The organism is Nocardia sp. NPDC059177 (assembly GCF_042755165.1).
GTDB lineage: Bacteria > Actinomycetota > Actinomycetes > Mycobacteriales > Mycobacteriaceae > Nocardia.
On the sequence record NZ_JBHZBX010000001.1, the window covers coordinates 335213 to 350814 of the forward strand.

Sequence of the window (15602 nt, forward strand, 5' to 3'; positions counted from 1 at the left end):
TCCAGCTAGCAGTCGCGGCGGCGTAGCGCCATCCAGCCCACGCCGACGGCCACCGCCGCCCAGCACGCGGCGACCGCGAGACCTGTCCACGGACCGAGTACGCCGGCGGGGTCGGATACCAGGACCTGGCGGCCTGCACGGTCCGGCAGGAACTCCGCGACGCTCCCACCTCGGGTGATATCGCCGAGCATGAACGACAACATCAGGACGAGTGGGATCAGCACGCCCATGGTGACGGCCGAACTGCGCAGCAGGGTGGCGACCCCTGCGGCCATCAGCGCCATCAGCGTCAGGTACACTGCGCAGCCGAGCACGGCGCGCCGGCCGACCGGATCGTCTAGTCCGATCGCGCCGTCACCGATGAGTGACCGGCCGGCGAGCAAGCAGATCGCGGCCGTGACGAGCCCGACGCTGAAAGTCAGTGCGCCGATCACGGTCAGATTGGCCGAGTACAGCAGGCCGCGTCGTGGAACGGCCGTCAGCCATACCCGCATGCCGTTGTCGCGGTACGGTCCGGCCGCGCAGGCCGCACCGAAAGCGATGGCGACGACCTGCCCGAAATTGATGCCGAAGAACGACAGCAGCACCGGATCGAAATCCGATGTGCCCTTTTCCTCGTGCGCGAGCGTGGCGCTGCCGAGCAGCGAGAGTCCGGCCGTCACCACGAACAACAGCACCAGAATGCCGTTCAGCGAGGGCAGCGATCGAGCCTTGATCCATTCCGAGCGAAGTACCGGGGTGAATGTCATTGTCCTGCCTTCTCGAGTGCGGGGGTGGTGGCGACGTATTCGCTGTCGGCCGAGGTCAATTCGAGGTATGCCTGTTCCAGCGATGCCTGCTCATCGGCGAGTTCGAGGACCGGGACGCCCGCGCCCGCGAGCAGCGGTCCGATCCGGTCGAGGCGCTGGCCATGGATGAACCAGCGCCCGGAGTCCTCGATCGCCTCGATGCCGGCACCGGCCAATACCTCGCGTAGCCGCGCTGCGTCGCTGGTCCGCACCCGGACTCGCGGCTGCGCGTGATCGCCGATGAAGGTCTGCAAGGCGGTATCGGCGAGCACCCGGCCGCGACCCAGCACGATCAGGTGGTCGGCGAACGCGGCGGTCTCGCCCATCAAATGGCTGGAGACGAGCACGGTGCGTCCCTCACCGGCCAAGCGGCGCAACGTTTCCCGGATCCAGATGATCCCTTCCGGATCGAGACCGTTGGACGGTTCATCGAGCATGACCACCGGCGGATCACCCAGGAGCGCGGCCGCGATACCGAGACGCTGGCGCATGCCGAGCGAATAGGTGCGGACTCGACGCCCCGCCACCGCCCCGAGCCCGACTTCCTCCAGGACCGCGGTGACCCGGCGGGTCGGAATGCGGTTGCCGGCAGCGAGCGCGAGGAGATGGTTGCGCGCGGTGCGGGCCGGATGGGCGGCTGTGGCATCGAGCAGGGCGCCGACCGTGCGCAACGGCCGGTCGATGTCGCGAAACCGACGCCCGCCGATTGTCGCTGTCCCCGAATTCGGCCGATCCAGGCCGAGGATCAGCCGCATCGTGGTCGACTTGCCCGCGCCGTTGGGCCCGAGGAATCCGGTGACGCGCCCGGGGCGGACCGAGAAATCGATCCCGTCGACAGCCCTGGTGCGTCGGTAAACCTTGCTGAGTTCGCGGACTTCGATACTGGTCATACACACACCATCGCCTGGCTGCGACGCCAGAACTTCCCCACCGAGCGGGTATCACCTCCCCCGCGCGGGGGAATCGCCGGCCACCCGAGCGCTGGCACGATCGCAATGTGTGCAGAACACTGTTGCGACCACTGGCCCGGTCGGTGACCTACACCCGCGGACTGCATCTGGCCCTGCCGATGACCGCGGTGGCCTTGTGGATGTTCATCGACAAGCACAGCCCCTGGATGCCGCTGCTGCTGGCCGTGCCGATCGGCCTGCTCCCGGGAATGCGCCTCGCCGAGGCGATCCAGGCGCAACTGTTTCTCACCCCACACGAACGCGGTGCCACCGATGCCTCGATCGCCGTGGCGCCCGCCACCGACTGGGCGGATCGCTGGCGGACCGTGCTGTGGCTGGAGATCCGATTGCTGTCGAGCGTTGCGCTGTTCGGCGTCGGCGTGCCGGCGATCCTGCTGTGCTCGGATCTCGTGCGAGCGGCGCTGGGAGCCGGGCATACCAGGGACACGCTGTTACACCTCGCCGGTCCGCGGTGGTGGTACGCGCTGGTCGCGCCGCTACCGATTCTGGTGCTGCTCGCCGTACTCGTCGGGCTCGGCGAGCTGGTCACCGCCTGCGCGCGGTGGCTGCTCGGTCCCTCGGCCTCGGCGCGGCTGCACGCGCTGGAAGAACGCACCGAGCGGCTGCTGGAAAACAACCGGATCGCCCGGGAACTGCACGACTCGATCGGTCACTCGCTCACCGCGATGGTGTTGCAGGCCGGCGCCGCCCGCGCGAGCGGTGAACCGGAGTTCACCGGCACCGCGCTCGCCGCGATCGAAGACACGGGCCGCACCGCGTTGGAGGATCTGGAGCGCGTGCTCGCCGTGCTGCGTGACCCGAGCACGCCGGTGGACCAGCGTCCGACGCTGACCGCGGCAGCCCAGCTGTTCGACTCCGCCCGCTCGACGGGTGCCACCATCGACGCCGACATCACCGGCCCGATCGCGCGGGTTTCCGGTCCGATTTCACGCGAGGGCTATCGGATTCTGCAGGAAGCACTCACCAACGCGCTGCGCCATGCGGGCGGTGTCGCCGTGCGGGTTCGGGTGTGCGCCGACGAGCACTGGCTCGAACTGGAGGTGTCGAATCCTGTCCCTGCCGCTGATCGAGCTGTACCGGCCGACCACGGTAGCGGGCTCCGGGGGATTCGGGAGCGTGCCGAACTACTCGGCGGCGATGCTCGCATGGGCTCGGAAGGCGGACAGTGGCGGACATGGGTGCGGCTACCGACCCACGGCCTAGGGTGATTCGGTGACCATCTCGGTACTGCTGGTGGACGACGAGCCGTTGGCGCGGGCGGGGCTGCGGACGATTCTCGATGCGCAAGAGGGAATTACGGTGGTCGGCGAAGCCGCCGATGGGGTGTCGGTGCTCGGCGAGGTCAAGCGGCTGCGCCCGGATGTCGTCGCCATGGACGTGCGGATGCCGCTGCTGGACGGGATCGAAGCCACCCGGGCGGTACTTCGAGCCATCCCGGACCCACCGAAGATCCTGATCATCACCACCTTCGAAAACGACGACTACGTCTACGAGGCGTTACGCGCCGGCGCCGACGGGTTCTTGCTCAAACGCGCGCGCCCCGCCGAGATCGCGAACGCGGTACGCACCGTCGCGCAAGGCGATTCGGTGCTCTTCCCGGCCGCCGTCCGGTCGCTGGCGGCGGGCCGCAGAAACGACAGCGCCCGCGCGATACTGGAGCGCGCCGACCTCACGCAACGAGAAATGGCGGTCCTGCGCCTGATGACGAAAGGACTGTCGAACGCGGAGATCGCGGCCGACCTGTACGTAGGTTCGGAAACGGTGAAAACCCATGTCAGCTCGATCCTGGCGAAATTCGGCGCCCGCGACCGCACCCAGGCGGTCATCGTGGCCTACGAATCCGGATTCGTGTGACAGATCAGCGCGCCGACGCGGGCTCGATGGTGCGCCGCTTGACCAGCAGCACGATCGCCAGCACCGGGTACAGCAGGATCGGCAGCAGCGCACCGAGATAGATGGTCTGCTCGGCCAGGATGACCGTTCCGGTGAGCAGAGTGAAGTCGAACAGGCCGTGCAGCACCGAGTTGGCCACGTTACCGCGCGTGACCCGGCGGGTCAGGTAGAAGAAGTAGCCGGCCAGGCTGACCATGACCGCCTGCGCGATCGCGTTCGCGCCGTGGGTGATGCCGTTGGTCAGATGCACCGCGCCGAACACCAGGCTCGACCACAACGCGACCTTGCCCTCGGCCAACCCGTGATCACGCAACACCACCACACTGATCCCACGGAACATTCCCTCCTCACCCCAGCCGACGAACTGGGTCGCGATCAGCAGCACCAGTGTGAACAGCAGCCCCTTGTCCGCCAGCGCGCTGTAGTGGATGCCGAAGACGATCGCGACGAGGAACACGATCGGCACGATCCGCACCCACGACCGAGTCGGGCGATCGTCGCGCAGGACCGGCCGCATCCAGCCGAGATAACCGATGACACCGTAGGTGAACACCAGGGCGACACCGAGCGGGATGATCATCCCGTAGAACACCGCGCGGGTGGACAGGTAGTCGTCCTCGCCGGTGAGGCGTGTCATCAGCAATCCACCGAGTTGGATGATCGCGAGATAGACGATGACGATCAGGGCGAACATCGGGTAGGTGAGCCGACGGCGGGGGTGGGTGGCCGCTAGCTCGGTTTCAAGCGCGCTCATGGGGGTAAACCTAACTGCTTGCGAGTTCCCGGATGGCGCGAAGCAACTTCCAGCAAACTCCACCTGTGCGGAGCTGGCAATTGTTCGGTTAATTGCGCACGGTGGGTGCCGAATATCCAAAACCGCGAAATCAGAAGCTGTTCAGCGCTGGATCGGCCAGGCGATGCCGAGGCGATCCGCCTCCCAGGCACCACCGAGCGTTCGCGTCGATACTGAACCGCAACGCTCTACGTGGTTCGCCGACCGGATTTCGGCGCCGAGCTGTTCCGCAGAGATCCCCGCCCACCGGACTTCAATCTGAGCCGTCTACCCGCTCTGCGCCTGTTCGGCAATTCGCCGCAGTGCCGCGAGGTGCCCGTCCAGCGCGGCCCGCCCCGCCTTCGTCAGCCCGATCCAGGTCTGGGGCCGGGCATCGCGAGTCTTCTTGGCGCTCCGCACATACCCGGCGTCCTTCAAGATCTTGACCTGCTTGCTGAGCACCGAGTCGCTGATGTCGAGAACCTCTCGCACGACGGCGAATTCGACGAGATCGGCCGCGGCCAGCATGGCACACAACTTCAAACGATTGGGCGGATGGATTATCTCGTCGAATACGGGCCCGGCAGGCGCCATCAGCGGCCGGTCCTTCCCGCACGAAGATCCTCGAGCATCGCCGCGACGATGCGTGGCGAATGGATCAGCGTGAGCCCGAAAACGGCCACCCCGGCCGCGACCATGGCCCAGCTCAGGTCGAATCCCCACTGCAGCACCGCGCCGACGATCACGACCACCGTGCAGGCACCCATGTACTTCCCTGCGGGCGCGACCGCGCTCGGGGTGGTGCGGTAGAAGTCGAGTCCGACCCCTGTCTGCTTGCCCACCAGCCAGCTCAGCGCGAACGGCACCAGGATGAACCCGACCAGCACCAGCGTGGAGGGAAGGTCGCCCCCCATGCTGAACGAGGAGATCGCGAGTCCGAGGCTCAACGCCGTGCCTGCGTGATACCACCACGGAACCGCCGCCCGCTCGACCAGTCGATCCCGGGTCACCGACACCTCGTCCAGAGCCCGTCGCGCCTCTTCAGGCGTGTGCGCCGCCCCCTGCTCCATACTTTCCATAATGGAAAGAGTATCCCCGACTTTCCATCATGGCAAGTAATTGGAGAGCGGTGGCATCGCTCTCGTGTGAACTAGCCTTGGGTGGCGGGTGCGTTCCCGCGTGACTGCGGTAGGAGGAAATATGCCGGCTGTGGATGCCCGCGGTGAACAGCGGCTGACGGCTGAGGAGTTCCTGGCAGCGGACCCCGGCGACCTTGCCGCGCGGTTCGGCGGGCCGTTCGAGCTCGTGGATGGTCTCGTGGTGCGCTGTCAGGCGCAGAGTCGGGCGCATGACCGGGTGATCCACAGGCTCCGCCGGGCGCTGGAGAACGCGCACGCGCCGAACGATCCGTGCCTCGATACCGAGTCCGACACTCCTGTCCGCTTCCCCGACGCGGACAACACGAGCGCAGATCGGCGAGCGAACTTCCGCTTCCCCGACCTTCTGGTCATCGACTGCGGCCGATGGGATGCGACGACCGTCCTGCCGCATATCCGCATGGCGGTGGAAGTGGTCTCCCCCGACAGTATCGGTGGTGATACCGAATACAAGCGGAAACTCTACGCCCGCTCAGGCATTCCCGTGTATCTCGTCGTTCACTTCGCTGATGATTGGGAAACCGTCGAGCGTATCGACGAGTTCCGCCTCGACTGGTCCAACAAGCGGTACGCGCTCCACCACGAGCATTGGGACGAACTCGTCCTGGAGGAGCCGATCAAGATGCGGTTGCCGTTCACCGACATCGATGGTGTCCGCCGCGAAAAGTGATCCGCTGCTCGTCCATCTCGAGCAGAAGGTCGCCGACGACACCTGGTGCGGCGGCGGCCACCGACAGTTCCACGATCGTGGTGTCTCGTTCAGCTATACGCTCCCGCGCAACTGTTCCGGTCCGCGACCGATCCAGAAGTACTGCCACCGCTCCGCCAGGTACTCACGTACTCGCTCCTCGAGCCCCGCCAGGCCAGGTGTGGCACCCGCCGGCGCAGGCAGGAACGGGATGAACGGTTCCATCTCGGTGGGATATCCGAAATCCGCATACAGCAACTCGATCGCCTTGAACGGCTCGTCACCGAAGTCGGCCGGATGCTCGATGATCCAGGCAACGGCCAGGTACACCCACACCGCCTTCTCATCGGGCACGATCTGTTCGATGAGGTCACCCACCTTGTCCAGCTCATCGGACAGCAGCAGCGACAGCGACTCCACAGCCTCGGTGGGTGGCGCTTCGTAGACGATGCCGCTCGACGCCAGCTGCACGACATCCTGGGCGGAAATCCACGTGTTCAGAAACCCGTAACGGAGTTCACGCGGCGTGACTTTTGCTCGCGCGGTTACAAACCCCGCTGAAAGCGGGAATTTCAGCAATTCATCACTCACGACGTAATCGCCTTCCCATTTATCGTCCCGGGGACTGAACCGGACGCCACAGCTGGGATTACAACCACAAGGCGATCCAGCCGAGTGCCCGATCGGCACCCGGACGGTACCCGTCCGGGACGGTCGGCAGGCGCTCGGCGATTACCCTCGGATCGACGAGGCCTGCTCGCAGCAGGGCGTTGACGAAGTTCTGGTCCTTCTCACGGAGGGCGCAAAGTTTCGCGACACACAGGTCTTCCTTGTCGAGGCACCATCCGGTGAACTGAGGTTCGCCCGACGGAGCGGCCGTATTGGGATTGCGCACCTTGACCAGACGGTTTCGCCAGCCGACGGGGAGTGCGGATGTGCTCAGGTCGACTCCGTCGATGCTGAAGCCGTGCATCTCCTCGAACGGAGAGAACTCACCTGCCACGCCTTCGATCAAGTCCGCGAGGCGGGCGGTCTCCTCGTTGTCATCGGCAATCGGCAATATATCGATCTCCATCGACATCGTCGCGTCGGCGGGAAGCTCCCCTTCACGGAAGGTCCCGAGAATCGACTGCGAGCCAACCACGATGACCTCGGGCCGACCGATGATCTGGCACGCGGTGCGGATCGCGTGCTCCAACTGGTGACGGCGCATCAACTCGCCGCACGGAGAACGTCAGCGCGCTCTGCTTGCGCGAGCAATCCACCCATCGGCGAGACCTCACGCATCTCGATCGACTCCCGGTCCAAGCCGGTGAGGACCCGGTGCAGGCCGGGGACATCAGAGCGTTCGATCAGCGACTCCCAGCGGTCGAGATTGCGCAGGTGAGGCTGACCAGTTACTCCGCCTCGAAGCCTTGCGAGGGTGCGTTCGATCCGAGGACGCCATCCCTCGAGACTCGACTGGGTCAGGTGGATGGCCAGCTGCCGATGCAACCGCCAGGAGCGGGCTTCGGAGCGCGTCAACTCCGGGGCGACCGGCCGCCGCACGATTTCGAGACAGAAGCCCAGGCACGCGAGCAGCCGGGAAAGCTGTTCGTCACTCATATTGACTTTGCCGGACAGGAATTGACTGATGCTGGACTGCCGAACACCGCTCAGTCGCGCCAGCTCCGACTGACTAGTGCCCGTTTCAAGCATCACTTCATGGAGTACGTCGCGCCGACTGGACATACCCAACTATAGCATTCAGCACTATAGCTACAAGATCGAGCAGCGACGAAGTAGATGAGACCACGCGGAGGTGACCTGTCGGTGCCGCAGGGCACGATGTCGGCATGTCAGGGAATCGCCCGCGTCGATGCGGCGGTGTCGGACCAGGTAATCGGGGTGTGGGCGTGGCTTCGGACCCGAGTGGTCGACGGGGGCCGAGAGCGGCGCACGATCAAGGCCACCGAAGTCGCCAGTGGGCTCGGATTCCCGCACGCCTGCCTGGTGTTGCAGGTTCAGCGCACCATCACGAAGAAGGGGCCGTGGCACCGCCCCGTCGAGGTCGTCCTGTCACCTTCGACGAAGACCGATCCGCCGTCGGTACCGGCACCGCGCCTGGAGTGATGGCCACGATCGGCAACACCGTCGTCAGCGTCCGCGGCCTGGCCGGCCACGAGGACATCGCCGCCGCGTTGCGGCATCACGGTCGCGACCCACACCGGCCGAACAGAATGGGTTCGTGCCGTGTGCGCACAGACGTGTACAGATTTGGGTACACTATAGGGATGGTGATGGAGACACTGTCGGTTCGAGAGGCTCGCGCCCAGTTGTCCGTCCTGCTGGAACGGTTTCGGCATGGTGATCGCCGGCCGGTACTGGTCGGGTCGCATCGCAAGACCGAGGCGGTACTGGTTCCGGTCGCGGTGTTCGAGGAGCTGACCGCCGAGCGATCCCGATCGTCTGCGCAGGCCGCGACATCTGTGCGGGTGGAAGGCCAAGAACCGAGCCCAGAGGCCTCGGCGATCATGGATCGATGGGCGCGCGGTGAGATCAGTACCGCGCAGATGCGTGAGCAGGTCCGGGCCTTGCACGGCGTGGCGTGACGGCAGACCCGTACGTCGACGCCGACGCGGGAGTCGTGCGGAATCGCCTCGGAATAGTCGATGTAGCGGCGTTGCGTCGGGTCGAGGCGGATTTGAGTCTGGCGGCGCTGGCAGACATGGGTGCACGGATTCTGCCCGGCCGATACGACCTCGACCATCTCTGCGCGTTCCACCGGGAGATCTTCGGCGACGTCTACACATGGGCCGGTGAGGTGCGAGTGGTTGGCATCGCGAAGTCGGATCCGTTCTGCCTTCCGCGACACATCGCAGGATATGCGGGTGAGGTGTTCGCCACGCTCGCGGGCGACCATTACCTGCGTGGACTCGACCGGACGGAGTTCGTGGCGAAACTGACCCACTACTTCGCCGAAGTCAACGCGATCCATCCCTTTCGTGAGGGCAATGGTCGAACTCAGCGGGCCTTCTTCCGTCAGCTCGGCCGGGAGGCCGGGTGGCTGATCGATTGGTCGATCCTGGATGCCGACAACAACATTCGGGCGTCGATGGCAGCCCTGCGCGGCGACAACGGACCTTTGCGGGACCTGCTGGACACGCTGGTCGAGGCCGACAGTCGATTCGGTGACTGATAGTCGCTGACGGTGCTCCGGAAGTATGTAGGACAGATCGGGGGCGAAGGACCATCACAGGACATGAAGAAACCCTCCCCGACTAATGTCGGAAAGGGTTTCTCGAAAGTGGAGCTAAGGGGACTCGAACCCCTGACCCCCACACTGCCAGTGTGGTGCGCTACCAGCTGCGCCATAGCCCCGTGTTCTTTTGTTTCAGCTGCTCTCGCTGCTGCCTGAATGAAGTTACACCATGGTTCTCCGGGAGAACAAATCGGCTGGTAGAGGGCGAAAACGGGGCAGTATGGGGGGTGGTGCCGGTGGGGTGGGGCGGGCGGGTGGGGCGGGAGGTGTGCTGAACCTCACGGGGCGAGGGTGACGACCCAGTTCTCGTCGGACCAATCGATCTTGGTGGTGCCGTCGTAGATGGCGGGGGTGGCGGCCTTGTTGCCGGTGCGGGCGTCGAGGTCGGTGAGGTTCGTGGCCGCGGCGGTGCGGGCGGTGTCGAGCTGGGCGCCGCCGGTGATGCAGGAGGCGACGGATTCGGGGGCGCCGGATTCGGTGGCGATGGTGGCCAGGGCGGGGTTGCTCAGGTCGTCGGCGCCTTCGTCGGGCTGGCGGGTGGTGAAGACGGTTTCGTGGAACTTGCCGTAGATCGGGCCCGAACCGGTCTGGGCGACACAGAGATTCGCGGCGAACGCGCGGGTGGAGTAGTCCTTGCTCTTGGACTCGTCGTCGAGGAATGTGACGAAGTGGTAGTTGATCGCCAGTTTGCCCTCGTCGACCTTCTGCGCGAGTTCCTGGCCGTAGCTGGTTTCCAGCACACCGCAGGCGGGGCAGATCGGGTCCTCGAAGATGTCGATGGTCTTGGCGGCGTCGGGGCGGCCGAGCCGGATCACGCCCGCCGGCGTCGCGCTGACCTGCACTGCCGCGTCGTGGACGGCGCCGTAGCCCTCGTTACGGACCGGCGGCGGACCGTCGCTGCCCCACTGGTAGGCGGCGAACACGATCGCCCCGATCAGGACGAGCGCCACCGCGGCCAGCGCGTAGGTGGTGTTGCTGGAAACGGGACGCGGATTGTGCGGGGACTTGGCGGTGCTCACCCGTCCACTCTGCCTCGAGTCGCGCCCGAGGCGGCGTCCGGGCACCGGGAAATGCCGTTGACCAGGGAATCCGCTCAGTTCTTGTCGAGGCGGCCGGTGGTGGGAATCAGGCCGTCGCGCACCACCGGTACCCCGTCGGGACAGCCGTCGCAGCTGCATTGCGGGTCGATGCCGTCACCGGCGTGATCGGGGTGCGCCGGGTCCTCGGGGTGGCGGATCCGGGAGGGTTCGGGGGTGAGCAGCCAGACCGTGGCCGACACCGCCAGCAGCGAACCGGTGACCGCCATCCCGACCCCGAAGGAGGTGTGTTCGGCCAGCCAGCCGATCACGATCGGGCCTAGCACGGTGCCCAGGTCGGCGGCCATCTGGAAGGCCGCCAGCACCGGACCGCCACGGGCGCGCGTGCCGATCACATCGGCCAGCGCCGCCTGCTGGGCCGGACTGAACATGCCGGAGCCGAGACCGGCGACGAACGAGGCGAGCAGGAACCAGGCCAGCGACGGCGCGAAGCCGAGCGCGCCGGTGCCGAGCGCGCAGATCGCCGAGCCGGCGATCAGGAACGGTTTGCGGCCGAAACGATCCGACAAGCGGCCCGAGGCGAACAGCACCGCGGCATTGCCTGCGGCGAACACCGTCAGCGCCACACCCGCCATGCCGGATTCCTGGTGCAGGGTCTCCACCACGAGCAACGGGACGAAGGCCGTCCGCACGCCGAACACGGCGGCGCCGCCGGCGAAACTCGACAGCAGGACCGCGCGATAGGCGGGTTCGGACCAGGCGTGCCGGAAGGTGAACGCGGGGCCGGCGGCGGCATCGTCGGCGACCAGCACCGGCGAATCCCGCAGCCCGGCGAAGACGATCACACAGACGATCAGCAGCGCCACCATATAGATGACGAACGGCATCCGCAGTCCCAGCCCGGCCAGCCCGCCGCCGACCAGCGGACCGAGCAGCGAACCGATCAGGAAGCTGGTCGAGTACACACCCGAGACCCGGCCGCGCGCCGCGGGCGGGGACACCCGGATGATCAGCGCCATCGACGACACGGTGAACATCGTCGACCCGATACCGCCGAGCGAGCGCAGCACCAGCAACTGCCAGTAGGTCTGGGCCAGCGCGCAGGCGCCGGTCGACAACGCGACGATGACGATGCCGGCGAGATAGACCCGCCGCTCCCCCAGCTTCTGCACCAGCCGCCCGCTGGCCGGGGCGAACAGCAGCCGCATCAGCGCGAACGCGCTGACGATCGCCGAGGCCGCCGCGATGCCGACCCCGAACTGGCGCGCGTACTGAGGGAGCACCGGGGCGACGAGACCGAAGCCGAGCGCGATGACGAAAGCCGCCGCGATCAGTACCCAGATCTCGGCGGGTAGCCGGACTTTGGCCGGAGCGCTCACTCGCTCAGCGCCTGGTTCACCATCTCCTCGGCCGCGGCTTGGACCTGGGTGAGGTGTTCGGGGCCGAGGAAGGACTCGGCGTAGATCTTGTATTTGTCCTCGGTGCCCGAGGGACGCGCGGCGAACCAGGCGTTCTCGGTGGTCACCTTCAGCCCGCCCAGCGGCGCGCCGTTGCCGCGCGCGGTGGTGAGGATGCCGGTGATCTCCTCACCGGCGATCTCGGTGCCGGTGACGGCGTCGGGTGTCAGCCGGGCGAGTTTGGCTTTCTGGGCGCCGGTGGCCACCGCGTCGATGCGCGCGTAGGCGGGGCTGCCGTATTGGCGTTCGAGTTCGCCATAGCGGGCCGAGGGTGTCTGCCCGGTGACGGCGGCGATCTCGGCGGCCAGCAGCGCGAGCAGGATGCCGTCCTTGTCGGTGGTCCAGACGGTGCCGTCCATCCGCAGGAACGACGCGCCCGCGCTCTCCTCGCCGCCGAAAGCCAGGCTGCCGCTGAACAATCCGGGCACGAACCACTTGAACCCGACCGGCACCTCGTGCACGTCGCGGCCCAGCACGCCGACCACCCGGTCGACCATGGAGGAGGTGACGACGGTTTTGCCGATCTTGGTCAGCGCGTCCCACCACATGCGGTTGGCGACCAGGTATTCGATGGCGACGGCGAGGAAGTGGTTGGGGTTCATCAACCCGCCGTCGGGGGTGACGATGCCGTGCCGGTCGGCGTCGGCGTCGTTGCCGGTGGAGATGTCGTAGTCGTCCTTGATCCCGACCAGCGCCGCCATGGCGTGGCGCGAGGACGGGTCCATCCGGATCCGGCCGTCGCTGTCGAGGGTCATGAACCGCCAGGTCGGGTCGACGAACGGGTTGACCACCTCGAGTTCGAGATCGAACCGCTGCCCGATCTCCTCCCAGTAGTCCACACTGGCCCCGCCCATCGGGTCGGCGCCCATCCGGATGTCCGCGCCGCGAATCGCGTCCAGGTTCAGCGCGTTCGGCAGATCGGCGACGTAGTGGTCGAGGTAGTCGTAGCGCTCGACGTGGGTGCTCAGCGCCTGGTCGATCGGCACGCGTTTGACCTCGGCGAGACCGCCGCGCAGCAGTTCGTTGGCGCGGGCGGCGATGGCGTCGGTGGCCTTGGTGTCGGCGGGGCCGCCGTGCGGGGGGTTGTATTTGAAGCCGCCGTCGCCGGGCGGGTTGTGCGAGGGGGTGACGACGATGCCGTCGGCCTGATGCTTGGTGCCGCCCCGGTTGTGCCGCAGCACAGCGTGACTCAGCGCTGGGGTGGGTGTGTAGCGGCCGCGGGCGTCGATCACCGCGGTGACGTCGTTGCCCGCGAGCACCTCGAGCGCTGTGGTCCAGGCGGGTTCGGACAGGGCGTGGGTGTCGCGCGCGAGGTAGACCGGGCCGGTGATCCCGCGGGTGGCGCGGTACTCCACGATCGCCTGCGTGATGGCCATGATGTGGGCCTCGTTGAACGCGCAGTCCACGCTGGAGCCGCGATGGCCGGAGGTGCCGAAGACCACCTGCTGGGTGGAGTCGTCAGGGTCGGGGACGCGGCTGTAGTACGCGGTGACCAGGTGGGCGACGTCCACCAGGTCGGTCGGGCGGGCGGGCCGTCCGGCGCGCTCGTGGGCCATGGCAGGGGTTCCCTTCCGTGTCGGCTGCGCGCGGCTGGTCATGAGGATCATGCGCCCGCGCTCGCGCCGGTCGGACCACCCAGCCGCGCCGGATCGACAATGGTAACCGCCGATCCGCCCGGCGGTGGAGTGGTTTCGCGACGCGCGGGCACCGCCCGGTTGCGGGCGGGCGCCCCGAGCATGCTGCCGACGAACCCGAGCGCAACGCTCATCTGCCGGCCCCCTTCCGTCGTCGCGTTCACGTCGTCCGTCGTGCGATGCCGCCTCGCCCAGCGGGTCGCGATCTGGCCGGGCACCACGGCGCCGGGCGCTGCGGGTCGGGGGGCCGTGGCCGGATCCGCTCCGCTGATGGTCGTTGCTCATGGTATCGACAGCCACCGACATCCGCCGCGTCCGCCTCGGGTCGCCCCACCGCGGCGCGTCCGCGACGCAGCGAATACCAGGCAAACGGCACACAGGCCGAAGGCCCGGACCGTTATCTGGTCCGGGCCTTCGGTTCTCGCCTCAGACGATCAGTGCGCCAGCACCGGCTCGCCCTCGGCCGGGGCGGGCACCGTGTTCGGCATGAGCACCGCGATCACGATCGCGCCGAGCACGAATGAGGCTGCCCCCCACCAGAAACTGGTGGTGTAACTCTCGATCGCGCCCTGCGCCATGGTGAGCGGGCCGGGTGCGTGCGAGGAGACGTAGTCGGTCATCGCCGAGGCCGCGATGGTGCTCAGCAGCGCGGTACCGATCGAACCACCGACCTGCTGGCTGGTGTTGACCATCGCCGAGGCGACACCGGCATCCTCGTGGTGCACACCCGCCGTGGCGCCCTGGAAGGCCACCGACATCGCGGCACCGAGGCCGAGGCCGAGCAGGACCAGCGCGGGCAGGATGTGGGTGAGGTAGCTGGTGTCCAGGCCGATCCGGGTCAGCCAGATCATGCCCACCGCCGCGACGAGGAACCCGCCGCTGATGACGATCTTCGGGCCGACCTTGGGCAGCAGCAGCGAGGGCGCGGTGGTCGAGGAGGCCACCATGCCCGCGACCATCGGCAGGAACGCCAGGCCGGTGACGATCGGGGTGTACTCGAGGGTCAGCTGCATGTAGAAGGTGAGGAACAGGAAGATCGCGAACATCCCGATGCCCATGGTGAACACGGTCAGGTAGGACGCGCCACGGGTGCGGTCGGCCACGATGCGCAGCGGCAGCAGCGGGTGCGCGACGCGGGTCTCGATCCAGACGAACACCGCGAGCAGCACGGCGCCACCGATCAGGAAGCCCAGCGTGACCGGGTCGGTCCAGCTGTGCGACTCGGCGTGCGAGAAGCCGTAGACGATGCCGAACAGCGCGGCGGTGACGGCGATGGTGCCGGGCCAGTCCAGCTTGGGACGGGTGGTCGCGGTGTGCTTGGCCAGCAGCAGCACGGCACCGACCAGCGCCACGGCGGCGAAGATCAGGTTGACATACATCGCCCAGCGCCACGACGCCCACTCGGTGAGCGCGCCACCCAGCAGCAGGCCGATGGCGCCACCGGCACCGGCGACGGCACCGAAGATGCCGAAGGCCTTGGCGCGTTCCTTGGGTTCGGTGAAGGTGACCGTCAGCAGCGACAGGGCGGCAGGGGCGAGCAGCGCGCCGAACACACCCTGGCCGACGCGGGCGGCCACAAGCATCTCGAAGCTGGACGCGGCGCCACCGATGGCGGAGGCCACCGCGAAGCCGATCAGGCCGACGATGAAGGTGTTGCGCCGGCCGAACAGGTCGCTGAGCCTGCCGCCGAGCAGAAGCAGGCTGCCGAAGGCCAGCGCGTAACCGGTGATGACCCACTGCCGGTCGCCGTCTCCGAAGCCGAGATCGGCCTGGGCGGCGGGCAGGGCGATGTTCACGATCGTGGCATCCAGCACGACCATGAGCTGGGCGATGCCGAGGACGGCGAGCACCCACCAGCGCAGGGCGTGCGAACCCCGGCGGCTCGTGCCCGCGTCCGCGGGACGCTTGGTCCCGGTGTCGAGTGTGGTGGTCATAACTCCCCTTGTGCGTCGTCTGCGTGTTGG

19 protein-coding genes and 1 tRNA gene are annotated in these 15602 nt (G+C 67.3%); 6 read left to right on the forward strand and 14 right to left on the reverse strand.

Features of this window, described 5'->3' with window-relative positions; genetic code table 11:
- Positions 1–5 precede the first annotated feature (5 nt).
- Both ACFXK0_RS01505 and ACFXK0_RS01510 read right to left on the reverse strand, forming a co-directional pair.
- Positions 6–749, reverse strand: coding sequence for a hypothetical protein (locus tag ACFXK0_RS01505; RefSeq protein WP_379407675.1), 744 nt, complete (start codon positions 747–749; stop codon positions 6–8).
- On the reverse strand, positions 746–1678 hold the full coding sequence (locus tag ACFXK0_RS01510) for an ATP-binding cassette domain-containing protein (protein WP_379407676.1): 933 nt from the start codon (positions 1676–1678) through the stop codon (positions 746–748). Before ACFXK0_RS01510 ends, ACFXK0_RS01505 begins: the two co-directional genes overlap by 4 nt.
- 107 nt (positions 1679–1785) lie before the next feature.
- Between ACFXK0_RS01510 and ACFXK0_RS01515 the strand changes: the two genes are divergently transcribed.
- Together ACFXK0_RS01515 and ACFXK0_RS01520 are read left to right on the forward strand one after the other, a co-directional pair.
- A complete protein-coding gene (locus ACFXK0_RS01515) occupies positions 1786–2967 on the forward strand; it encodes a sensor histidine kinase (RefSeq protein WP_379407677.1) in 1182 nt (393 codons plus the stop codon).
- 4 nt (positions 2968–2971) lie between these two features.
- The gene (locus ACFXK0_RS01520) at positions 2972–3613 is read left to right on the forward strand and encodes a response regulator (RefSeq protein WP_379407679.1); all 642 of its coding nucleotides are present in this window, start codon (positions 2972–2974) and stop codon (positions 3611–3613) included.
- A 4-nt stretch (positions 3614–3617) separates the two neighbouring features.
- On the opposite strand, the gene ACFXK0_RS01525 is transcribed toward ACFXK0_RS01520, so the two are convergent.
- From ACFXK0_RS01525 to ACFXK0_RS01535, 3 genes are all read right to left on the reverse strand, one after another.
- Positions 3618–4406, reverse strand: coding sequence for a CPBP family intramembrane glutamic endopeptidase (locus ACFXK0_RS01525; protein ID WP_379407680.1), 789 nt, complete (start codon positions 4404–4406; stop codon positions 3618–3620).
- A 306-nt stretch (positions 4407–4712) separates the two neighbouring features.
- Positions 4713–4961 carry a transcriptional regulator gene (locus tag ACFXK0_RS01530; RefSeq protein ID WP_379407682.1) on the reverse strand — a complete coding sequence of 83 codons (249 nt, stop codon included), beginning with the start codon at positions 4959–4961 and terminating at the stop codon, positions 4713–4715.
- A 56-nt stretch (positions 4962–5017) separates the two neighbouring features.
- Positions 5018–5503, reverse strand: coding sequence for a hypothetical protein (locus ACFXK0_RS01535; RefSeq protein ID WP_379407683.1), 486 nt, complete (start codon positions 5501–5503; stop codon positions 5018–5020).
- Between the two features lie 121 nt (positions 5504–5624).
- Between ACFXK0_RS01535 and ACFXK0_RS01540 the strand changes: the two genes are divergently transcribed.
- Complete coding sequence (locus tag ACFXK0_RS01540) at positions 5625–6251, forward strand: Uma2 family endonuclease (protein ID WP_379407684.1); 627 nt, start codon at positions 5625–5627, stop codon at positions 6249–6251.
- Positions 6252–6344: 93 nt separating this feature from the next.
- On the opposite strand, the gene ACFXK0_RS01545 is transcribed toward ACFXK0_RS01540, so the two are convergent.
- Genes ACFXK0_RS01545 through ACFXK0_RS01555 form a run of 3 tightly spaced genes read right to left on the reverse strand, consistent with a single transcriptional unit; the run spans position 6345 to position 8000 of the window.
- Positions 6345–6860, reverse strand: a complete 516-nt coding sequence (locus ACFXK0_RS01545; RefSeq protein WP_379407685.1) for a DUF2247 family protein — start codon at positions 6858–6860, stop codon at positions 6345–6347.
- A 58-nt stretch (positions 6861–6918) separates the two neighbouring features.
- The gene (locus ACFXK0_RS01550; protein WP_379407686.1) at positions 6919–7482 is read right to left on the reverse strand and encodes a DUF6036 family nucleotidyltransferase; all 564 of its coding nucleotides are present in this window, start codon (positions 7480–7482) and stop codon (positions 6919–6921) included.
- Positions 7482–8000 (reverse strand): helix-turn-helix domain-containing protein, encoded by a 519-nt coding sequence (locus tag ACFXK0_RS01555; RefSeq protein WP_379407687.1) that lies wholly within the window; start codon positions 7998–8000, stop codon positions 7482–7484. The genes ACFXK0_RS01550 and ACFXK0_RS01555 overlap by 1 nt, the downstream gene beginning before the upstream one ends.
- 81 nt (positions 8001–8081) lie before the next feature.
- Here ACFXK0_RS01555 and ACFXK0_RS01560 point away from each other — a divergent pair, with 81 nt between their 5' ends.
- From ACFXK0_RS01560 to ACFXK0_RS01570, 3 genes are all read left to right on the forward strand, one after another.
- Positions 8082–8381 carry a hypothetical protein gene (locus ACFXK0_RS01560; RefSeq protein ID WP_379407688.1) on the forward strand — a complete coding sequence of 100 codons (300 nt, stop codon included), beginning with the start codon at positions 8082–8084 and terminating at the stop codon, positions 8379–8381.
- The gene (locus ACFXK0_RS01565) at positions 8381–8860 is read left to right on the forward strand and encodes a type II toxin-antitoxin system prevent-host-death family antitoxin (RefSeq protein WP_379407689.1); all 480 of its coding nucleotides are present in this window, start codon (positions 8381–8383) and stop codon (positions 8858–8860) included. The genes ACFXK0_RS01560 and ACFXK0_RS01565 overlap by 1 nt, the downstream gene beginning before the upstream one ends.
- A gap of 71 nt (positions 8861–8931) precedes the next feature.
- Positions 8932–9447, forward strand: coding sequence for a Fic/DOC family protein (locus tag ACFXK0_RS01570; protein WP_379407691.1), 516 nt, complete (start codon positions 8932–8934; stop codon positions 9445–9447).
- A gap of 109 nt (positions 9448–9556) precedes the next feature.
- Here the strand turns inward: ACFXK0_RS01570 and ACFXK0_RS01575 are convergent.
- From ACFXK0_RS01575 to ACFXK0_RS01600, 6 genes are all read right to left on the reverse strand, one after another.
- A tRNA-Ala gene (locus tag ACFXK0_RS01575) sits at positions 9557–9629 on the reverse strand.
- 159 nt (positions 9630–9788) lie between these two features.
- The gene (locus ACFXK0_RS01580) at positions 9789–10529 is read right to left on the reverse strand and encodes a DsbA family protein (protein WP_379407692.1); all 741 of its coding nucleotides are present in this window, start codon (positions 10527–10529) and stop codon (positions 9789–9791) included.
- Positions 10530–10603: 74 nt separating this feature from the next.
- Positions 10604–11926, reverse strand: a complete 1323-nt coding sequence (locus tag ACFXK0_RS01585) for an MFS transporter (protein ID WP_379407693.1) — start codon at positions 11924–11926, stop codon at positions 10604–10606.
- Positions 11923–13560, reverse strand: coding sequence for a phosphoglucomutase (alpha-D-glucose-1,6-bisphosphate-dependent) (gene pgm / locus ACFXK0_RS01590; protein ID WP_379407694.1), 1638 nt, complete (start codon positions 13558–13560; stop codon positions 11923–11925). Before pgm ends, ACFXK0_RS01585 begins: the two co-directional genes overlap by 4 nt.
- 47 nt (positions 13561–13607) lie before the next feature.
- Positions 13608–13772: a hypothetical protein gene (locus ACFXK0_RS01595; protein WP_375929520.1), complete on the reverse strand. Its 165-nt coding sequence runs from the start codon at positions 13770–13772 to the stop codon at positions 13608–13610.
- A gap of 300 nt (positions 13773–14072) precedes the next feature.
- The gene (locus tag ACFXK0_RS01600) at positions 14073–15572 is read right to left on the reverse strand and encodes an MFS transporter (protein ID WP_379407695.1); all 1500 of its coding nucleotides are present in this window, start codon (positions 15570–15572) and stop codon (positions 14073–14075) included.
- Positions 15573–15602: the final 30 nt, after the last annotated feature.